1 protein-coding gene is annotated in these 9,468 nt (G+C 78.6%); it reads right to left on the bottom strand.

Going from position 1 to position 9,468, the window contains the following annotated elements:
- Positions 1-127: 127 nt before the first annotated feature.
- Positions 128-9,307: an S-layer family protein gene (locus tag KVT14_RS04575; RefSeq protein ID WP_217614572.1), complete on the bottom strand. Its 9,180-nt coding sequence runs from the start codon at positions 9,305-9,307 to the stop codon at positions 128-130.
- Positions 9,308-9,468: the final 161 nt, after the last annotated feature.

The following is a 9,468-nucleotide window of genomic DNA, read 5'->3' as shown; positions in this document are numbered from 1 at the left end:
AGGTCCCACACGTAGTACGGGATCCCCAGCACGACGGCCGCGCGCCGGGCGGGAGGGTCCCCGCCGCGACGCGCGGCCGCCGGTCCGGTGCCGGCCGGTCGACGCCCGAGCGGTCAGTGCCCGGCCGTCACCCGGCCCCGCCCGGTCGCGCCGCCCGCCGCCGGACCGCGTACCGCCGGACCAGCAGCAGCCCGACGCCCCAGAGCACCAGGCCCGCGGCCCACCACGGCGCCTCCCGGCCGATGTCGCTGCCGGTCACGGCGAGCGGGTCGGACGCGCCGGACGCCGGGTCCGCCGGGTCGTCGGCCGCCGCCAGCACCTCGGAGGCGTAGTACGTCACCGGGAGCGAGGCGGTGCCACCGGGGGTGACCACCACGATCTCCGCGGCACCCGGGGCGCAGGCCGGGGCGGTGAACGTCAGCGACGTCCCGTCCGCGGCGACCGCGACCTCGTCGGCCGGCACGAGGGTGCCGCAGACGACCACCGACGTGTCGCCCGGGACGAACCCGGTGCCGCCCACGGTGACGGGCGTGCCCCCGCCCGCGTCGAGGTCGGACGGGTCGGCGCCCGTGGCGACCGGCGCGGCCGGCACCGGGGCGGCGTCCGCGTCGTACTCGTAGCCGAGCGTCACCGCGTCGACGCCGGCCACGGACACCACGAGGGGCCACACGCCCTCCGGCCCGGGCGGGCTCACCGCGACGACCGCGGTGCCCGAGAGGACCGCCACCGACTCGGCCGGGGTGCCGCCGAAGGTCACCGAGGTCTGGCCCGGGACGAACCCGGTCCCGGTGATCAGCACGGTCTGGCCGCCCGACGTCGGGCCCACCCGAGGCGCGTAGTACGCCACCCGCAGCACCGGGCCACCGGCCGGGGTCTGGTAGGTGTACGCCCCCGGGAGGACCCCGGTGCCCGCGGCGTTGGTCACCGCGACGTCCACCGGGCCCGCGCCGTGCGCCGGCGTGGTGACGACGACCTGGTCGGCCGTCGGCGTGCCGACGATCGTGGCCGGGACGCCGCCGAAGGTGACACCGGAGACCGTGCCGAGGCCGGTGCCGGTGAGCGTCACCGTGGTGCCGCCCGCGGTCGGGCCCGTGCTCGGCGTGAGGCCGCCGAGGAACGGGCCGCCCTCGGGGACGTAGCCGTACCCGCCGGCGCGGACCGCGTCGGCGCCCGGCAGCTCGACCACGACGTCCGCCGGGCCGGCCGCGCCGGCCGGCGCGACGACCGTCAGGCCGCCGGGGACCACCGTCAGGCCGGTGGCCGGGACGCCGCCGAACGTGACGCCCGTGGCCGCGGCCAGGCCGGACCCGGAGATCGTCACCGTCGTGCCGCCCGCGACCGGGCCCTGCGCCGGGGACAGCCCCGTGAGCACGGGGCCGGCGTAGGTCACCGTGCCGGCGGCCACCTCCCCGGCCGGGAAGGTGATCACCACGGGGGCGGCGCCGGCGGTCTCGCTCGCCGGCAGCGTGCCGGTGAGGGTCGTGCCGTCGGCCGAGGGCACCGCGTCCGCGACCGCCACGCCGCCGACCGTCAGGCCGGTGGCGCCCGCCAGGCCGGTGCCGGTGACCGTGATCGGCACGCCGCCCGCGGTGGGCGCCGTCGCCGGGGTCACCGAGCCGACCGTGGCGCCGCTGCCGTCCTCGACGTAGGTGAGGTCGCCCGCGGGCACCTCGCCGCCGCCGGGGTAGGTGACGACGACCGCCGCCGGGCCCGTCCCGGCACCCGGGGGCGCCGTGAACGTGATCGACGTGCCGTCGTCGGCCACCACGACGTCCCCGGCCGCGGTGCCGCCGACCGTCACCCCGGTGGCCCCGTTCAGCCCGGTGCCGGTGAGGGACACGGGGACGCCGCCCGCGAGCGGGACCTCGGCCGGGTCCAGGCCGGTGACGTCGGCGTCCGAGCCGTCGGCCTGGTAGGTGAACGCCGCGGCGAGCGTCGCGTCCGCGCCCGGCGCGACCAGCACCAAGTCGACGGCGCCCGGCGCGTGCTCCGGCGTCGTGAAGGTCGCCGACGTCGCGGTCACGGCGGACGGGGCCACCGCCACGCCGTCGACCAGGACCCCGGTCACGGCGCCCAGGCCGGTGCCCGTCAGCGTGACGGACGTGCCGCCGGACTGCGGGCCGGCGGCCGGCTCGACCGAGTCGACGGCCGGGAGGGCGTAGGCGACCACGCCCGCCGGGAGCGAGCCCGCCGGGAACTCGAGATGCACCGGGACGGCGCCGGGGGCGTCGGACGGCGGCAGCACGACGGTGACCTCGGTGCCGGACACCACCGTGAAGTCCACGGGGCTGCCCGCGACGGTCACGCCGGAGACGCCGTCCAGGCCGGTGCCGGACACGGTCACCGTGCCGCCCGCGGTCGGGACCGTCGCCGGCTCGACGCCGTCGACGGTGGAGGCCGACCCGTCGTCGGCGTAGGTGAGGTCGCCCGCGGGCACCCCGCCGCCACCCGGGTAGGTGATCACGACCGGCTCGGCCCCCGGCTCGGCGCCCGGGGGCGCCGTGAACGTGATCGAGGTGCCGTCGTCGGCCACGACGACGTCCGTCGCGGCGACGCCGCCGACGGTCACGCCCGTGGCCCCGGTGAGACCGGTGCCGGTGATCGTGACCGGGACGCCGCCCGCGAGCGGGACGGTGCCCGGCTCGAGCCCGCCGACCACCGCGTCGGAGCCGTCCACCAGGTAGGTGAAGGCGTCCGGCACCTCGAGGTCGGCACCCGGCTGGACCAGCACCAGGCCGACCGGGCCCGGTGCGTGCTCCGGCGTCGTGGAGGTCACCGACGTCGCGGTCACCTCGGTCGGCGTCACCGGGGCGCCGTCCACCAGCACCGCGGTCACGGCGCCGAGCCCGGTCCCCGTCAGGGTGACGGACGTGCCGCCGGACTGCGGGCCCTCGGCCGGGTCGACCGCGGTGACCGTCGCGGCGACGTACGTGACGTCGCCGGCCGGCAGCGTGCCCGCCGGGAACTCGAGCACGACCGGGACGGCGCCCGGCGTCTCCGTCGGCGGCAGCTGCACGGTCACCTCGGTGCCGGACACCACCGTGACGGCCACGGGTGTGCCACCGACGGTGGCGCCGGAGACCCCGCCGAGGCCGGTCCCGGTCACGGTGACCGGGCCGCCCGACGTCGGGACCGTCGCCGGCTCGACGCCGGCGACCGCCGAGGCCGACCCGTCGTCGGCGTAGGTGAGGTCGCCCGCGGGCACCCCGCCGCCACCCGGGTGGGTGATCACGACCGGCTCGGCCCCCGGCTCGGCGCCCGGGGGCGTCGTGAAGGTGATCGAGGTGCCGTCGTCGGCGACCACGACGTCCGTCGCCGGCTCGCCGCCGACCGTGACGCCGGTCGCACCGGTCAGGCCGGTCCCCGTGATCGTGACCGGGACGCCGCCCGCGAGCGGCACCGTGCCCGGCGTCAGGTCGCCGACCACCGCGTCCGACCCGTCGGGCTGGTAGGTGAACGCGCCCGCCAGGGTCACGTCCGCGCCCGGCTGCTCCAGCACCAGGTCGACCGCCCCCGGCGCGTGCTCCGGCGTCTCGAAGGTCACCGACGTCGCGGTCACCTCCGTCGGGGTCACGGACACCCCGTCCACGAGCACGGCGGTGACCGCGCCCAGGTCGGTGCCCGTGACCGTCACCCCGGTGCCACCGGACTGCGGGCCCGCCGCGGGGTCCACGGCCGTGACGGTCGAGGCGACGTACTCCAGGGCCCCCGCGAGCACCGTGGCGCCCGACGGGAAGCCGAGCACGACGGCGACCTCGCCCGCGGCGTCCGCCGGCGGGATCGTCACGGTGATCCCGGTGTCGCTCTGCGTCTCCACCGGGACGGCCACGCCGCCGACGGTCACGGACTCGACGCCCGCCAGGCCCGTGCCGGTGAGGGCCAGCGTGCCGCCCCCGGCCGTCGGGCTGGTGGCGGGGTCGGTCGCGTCGACCGTCGTGCCGGTGCCGTCGTCCACGTAGGTGAAGCCGTCCGCCAGCGTGGCGTCGACCCCGGGCAGCTGCACGACCACGTCCACCGGGCCGGTGGTGCCGGGCGGCGTCGTGACGGTGAGGCTCGTGCCGTCGGGGGCCACGGCGACGCCCACGCCCGGGGCGCCGCCGAGCAGCACGCCCGTGGCGCCGGCGGGCCCGGTCCCGGTGACGGTCACGAGCGTGCCGCCGCCGGTGCCGCCCTCGGCCGGGGCGACCCCGGTCACGGTCGGCGCGACGTACGTGATCTCGCCGGCCGGGAGCGTGCCCTCGGGGAAGACGACGACCACGGCGGCCGGGCCCGCGGCGTCGGAGGCCGGCAGCACCGCGGAGAACGAGGTGCCGTCGGGCGACGCCGTCACGCCGGTGGCGGGGACGCCGCCCACGGTCAGGCCGGTGGCGCCCGTCAGGCCGGTGCCGGTGACCGTGACGGTCCCGCCGCCCGCGGTCGGGCTGGTCGTCGGCGTGACGCCGGTGACGGTCGCGCCGGAGCCGTCCTCCAGGTAGGTGAACCCGCCGGGGAGCGTCGCGTCCGGCCCGGGCAGGGCCACGACGACGTCCACCGCGCCCGCCGCGTGCGGCGGGGAGGTCACGGTGGTCGACGTGCCGTCGGCGGCGACGTCGACGACCTGGGCCGCGATCCCCCCGAACGCGACGCCGGTGGCGCCGGCCAGGCCGGTGCCGGTCAGCGTGACCGACGTGCCGCCCGCCGCGAGCCCCTCGGCCGGGTCGGCCCCGGCCAGCGGGGGCGTCACGTACTCGAGTGCCCCCGCCGCGACCGTGCCGGCCGGGAACGCCAGGACGACGTCCGCGGGGCCGGCCGCCTCCGCTGCCGGGATCGTGACGGTCACCGAGGTGCCGTCCGGGGCGACCACCAGGTCGCCCGCCGGGACGCCGCCGACGGTCACGCCGGTCACCGCGCCGAGGCCGGCGCCGGTGACGGTGAGCGTGCCGCCGCCCGCCGTGGGGCTCCGGGCCGGGTCGAGGCCGTCGACCGTCGCCGACCCGCCGTCGTCCAGGTAGGTGAACGCGCCCGCGAGGACCGCGTCCGCGCCGGTCAGCTCGACGACGACGTCCACGGCGCCCGGCGCGTGCGCCGGCGTCGTGACCGTGAGGCCGGTGCCGTCCGGGGCGACCGCCGTGATCGGCGCCGGCTCGCCGCCGAACGTGACGCCCGAGGCGCCGGTCAGCCCGGTGCCGGTGAGCGTGACGGACGACCCGCCCGCCGCGGGGCCCTCGGCCGGGTCGACGCCCGTGAGCGCCGGCGCCACGTAGGTCACCGTGCCGGCGACGGCGGAGCCCGCCTCGAAGATCAGGGTGACCGTCGCCGGGCCGCCCGCCTCGGACGGCGGCGCGGTCACCGAGACCGCGGTGCCGTCCGGGGCGACCGCGAGGCCGTCCGCGAGGACGCCGCCGACCGTGACGCCGGTGACGGCGCCCAGGCCGGTGCCGGAGACGGTGATCGTGGTGCCGCCGGTGGTCGGGACCTCGGCCGGGGCCAGGCCCGTCACGTCGGCCCCGGAGCCGTCGTCCAGGTAGCGGTAGCCGTCGTCGAGCACCGCGTCGGCGCCCGGCAGCGTCACCACGACGTCGGCCGCGCCGGGTGCCCCCGGCGGGGCCGTGACGGTCACCGAGGTGCCGTCGGGCGCGACCGCGACGATCTCGGCGGGCGCCCCGCCGACGGCGACCTCGGTGGCCGCGCCCAGCCCGGTGCCGGTGAGCACCAGCTGGTTGCCGCCGGAGCTCACGCCGAACGCCGGCTGCACGTCGGTGACGGCCGGCGCGAGCAGCTCGACCGTGCCCGCGGGCACCTCGCCCCCCGGGAACTGCAGGACGACGTCCTGCGCGCCGCCGGCCTCCGCGGGCGGCACGGTGCCGCTGACGGCGCCGTCGGTCGCCGCGAGGTCGACGACCGGGACGCCGCCGACGGTCATGCCCGTCGCGCCGGCGAGGCCGGAACCCGTGACCGTGACCGTGCCGCCGGACGTCGGCAGCGCGGCCGGGGCCACGCCGTCGACCACGGCGTCCGCGCCGTCGTCGAGGTAGGTGAAGGTGAGCCCCGCCGGGTCGGCGCCCGGGAGCTCGACCGCCACCGTGACGTCGCCCGCCCCCTGCGCGGGCGACGTCACGGTGATCTCCCCCGGGCCGACGACGGCCAGGTCCGTGGCGGCCACGCCGCCGAAGGTCACGCCGGTCGCGGCCTCGAGCCCGGTCCCGGTGAGCGTGACCGTGGTGCCGCCGGAGGTCGGGCCCTCGGCGGGGTCTAGCGCGTCGAGCGTCGGGGCGACGTACGTGAGGTCGCCCGCCTCGACGGTGCCCAGCGGGAACGCGATCACCACCGGGGCGGCGCCGCCGGTCTCGCCGGCCGGCGTCGTGAACGTGAGGGTGCCGCCGCCGGGGGCGACAACCACGTCGGTGGCGGGGCCGCCGCCGACGGTGACCCCGGTGGCGCCCGCCAGGCCGGTGCCGGTGACCGTCACGGTGGTGCCGCCCGCGGTGGGCACCTCGACCGGCGCGAGGCCGTCGACCGTCGCGTCCGTGCCGTCCGCGAGGTAGGTGAACCCGGCGGGCAGCAGCGAGTCGCCGCCCTCGTTGGTGACGGTGAGCGTCACCGGGCCCGCCGCGTGCGGCGGCGAGGTGACGGTCAGGCCGGTGCCGCTGACGACGTCCAGGCCGGTGCCGGGCACGCCGTCGGACAGCACCCCGGACACGGTGGCCAGGTCGGTGCCGGTGAGCGTGACGACCGTTCCGCCCGCGACCGGGCCCTCGGCCGGGTCGACCCCGGTCACCGTGGCGGCGCCCTCCGCGAGGAAGGCGTAGCCGCTGGCCGCCGTGGCGTCGAGCCCCGGCAGGGCCACGACGACGTCGACCGCGCCGGGTGCGTGCGCCGGCGTCGTGACGGTGAGCTCGGTGTCGCTCACGACGTCCAGGCCGGTGCCCGCGACGCCGTCGAACGTGACGCCGGTCGCGCCGGCCAGGCCTGTGCCGGTGAGGGTCACCGTCGTGCCGCCCTGGTCGGTGCCCTGCGCGGGGCTGAGCGCGATCGTCGGGGCGACGTAGACGAGCGGTCCGGCGACGACCTGGCCGCCCGGGAACACCAGCGCCACGTCGACCGGTCCGGCCGCGGCCGAGGCCGGGATCGTGCCGGACACGCCCGTGCCGTCGGGCGCGACGGTCAGGCCGGTGGCGGGGGTGCCGCCGACCAGCAGACCGGTCGCGCCGGCCAGGCCGGTGCCCGTGACGGTCAGCGTGCCGCCGCCGGCGGTCGGGCTGGTGGCGGGCGTCAGGCCCGTCACGGTCGCGCCGGTGCCGTCGTCGAGGTACGTGAACGCGCCCGCGGCGGTCGCGTCCGCGCCGGGCGCCACGACCACCACGTCGACCGGCCCCGGCGCGTGCGCCGGTGCGGTCACGGTCAGCGAGGTGGGCGACTGCGCGGTGATCGTGGCGGTCCGGCCCCCGAGTGTCACGCCGGTGGCCGGACCGAAGCCCGTGCCCGTGAGCGTGACCGCCGTGCCGCCGGCCGCCGGGCCCTGCGCCGGGGCGACCGCGGTGATCGTCGGCGCCACGTAGGTGACGGTCCCCGCGGCGCGCGTGCCGGCCGGGAACTGCACGACGACGGGCGCGGCGCCCGCGGTCTCGCGGGCCGGCACGGTCGCCGTGATGCCCGTGGGCGTGGCGGTCACGCCGGTCGCCGCGACGCCGCCGACGGTGACTCCGGTGGCGCCGCCGAGGCCGGTGCCGCTGATCGTGACGGTGGTGCCGCCCGCCGTGGGCACCTGCGCCGGTGCCACGCCCGTGAACGTCGCGCCGGAGCCGTCGTCCAGGTAGGTGAACGGGTCCGCGGCGGTGGTGGTGCCGGCAGGGTTGGTCACCGCGACCGCCACCGGGCCCGCCGCGTGCGGCGGGGTGGTCACCGTGAGGGACGTCGCGGTGCGCGCGGTGATGGTGCCGGGCGTGCCGCCGAACGTGACGGCGGTGGCGTTGCCCAGGTTCGTGCCCGTGAGCGTGACGGCGGTGCCGCCGGCCGCGGGCCCCTCCGCGGGCGTGATCGTGGCCACGGTCGGGTTGGTGGGCGGGACGTAGGTGAAGGCGCCGGTCGCGGAGGCGTCCGCGCCGGGGAGCGTCACGGTCACCGGGACCGTGCCCGCCGCGTGCGGCGGCGTGACGGCGGTGACGGACGTCGGCGTGCTCGCGGTGACCGTGCCGGCGACGCCGCCGAACGAGATCCCCGTCGCGCCGGCCAGGCCGGTCCCGGTGATCGTCACGGTCGTGCCGCCGGCCGTCGTCCCCTGCGGCGGGTCGACCGCGGAGATCGTCGGCGCGACGTACGTGAAGCTGCCCGCGGCGACGTCGCCGGTCGGGCGGTTCACCACGATCGGGACCGCGCCCGCGGCCTCGGCCGCCGGGGTGACCGCGGTCAGCGAGGTGCCGTCGGCGGACGGGGTGACCGAGGTGGCCGGGACGCCCCCGACGGTGACGCCGGTGGCGTTCTGCAGGCCGTTGCCCGTCACCGTGACGACGGTGCCGCCGGAGGTCGGGCCGGTGGTCGGCGCGACCGAGGCGACCGTGGCGTTCGGCGCCTGGCAGGACGCCTGGGCGAGCGCGATCGTGCCCAGCGGGACGTTGACGGTGGTGCCGGTCAGCGTGACGGTCGCCGACAGGCCGAGGTCGACGAGGACCGCCGCGGACGACGCGCTGGTCGCCGTGGTGGTCGTGACCTGGCGCGCGGTGGCGTTGAGGCGCGCCCCGGCGAGGCCCAGCACGTTGACGTTCGCGCCCGCCGAGACCGTCGGCGTGCTCGCGTTCAGCGTCACGGCCTGGCCGAGCAGGCGCAGGTTGGCGACGTTCGCGGCCGCGGCGGGCGCCGCCCCCGCGGGGCAGGTGGCGGTCGCGCTCACCGCGTCGAGGGCGACGGCGCTCAGGCCGAGGACGCCGATGTTGACGCCGGCGATCTCGGACGTCGCGGTCGACCCGGCCGCGGTCCGCGTCGCCGTCGTGCTGGTGACGCTCCCCGCGGTCGTGACCCCGAGGCCACCGACGCCGAGGTTGAGCAGGCCGCTCTGGCTCGTCCCGCCCCCGGGCGGCGCGACCGCCGTGCCGAGCGTGGTCGTCAGCCCCACCAGGGGGATGTTGACCAGCGGCGGGATGGAGATGCCCGCGTTGAGGTTGATCGCCACGCTCGTGGCGCTGGCGTCCCCTGGTGCCGCCTGTGCGGCCGTCGGGGCGAAGACCATCGCTCCCGACGCCAGGATCGCCGCGGTCGCTCCCGCGACCAGCTTTCGGGCATGCTGCAGCGCACCCACCATCATCCGTCCCCCCTGCAGCGACGACGTCGCCACGAATGTCGTGTTGACGGCATGCAACACAGGAGGGCGCGACCTCGCGAACCCGGCAACCGCATTCCGCGACGGCGCCACATTCGCATTTCGGACATTCGCGATCAAAGCAAACTCTCGCGGCGCGTCAGCCGACCGGCGTCGGCGCAGGTCAGCGCACGACG

This window comes from Cellulomonas sp. GbtcB1 (assembly GCF_019091725.1).
Taxonomy (GTDB): domain Bacteria; phylum Actinomycetota; class Actinomycetes; order Actinomycetales; family Cellulomonadaceae; genus Cellulomonas.
The sequence above is the reverse complement of the archived record's forward strand: the minus strand, read 5'-3'. Positions and strand labels throughout refer to the sequence as shown.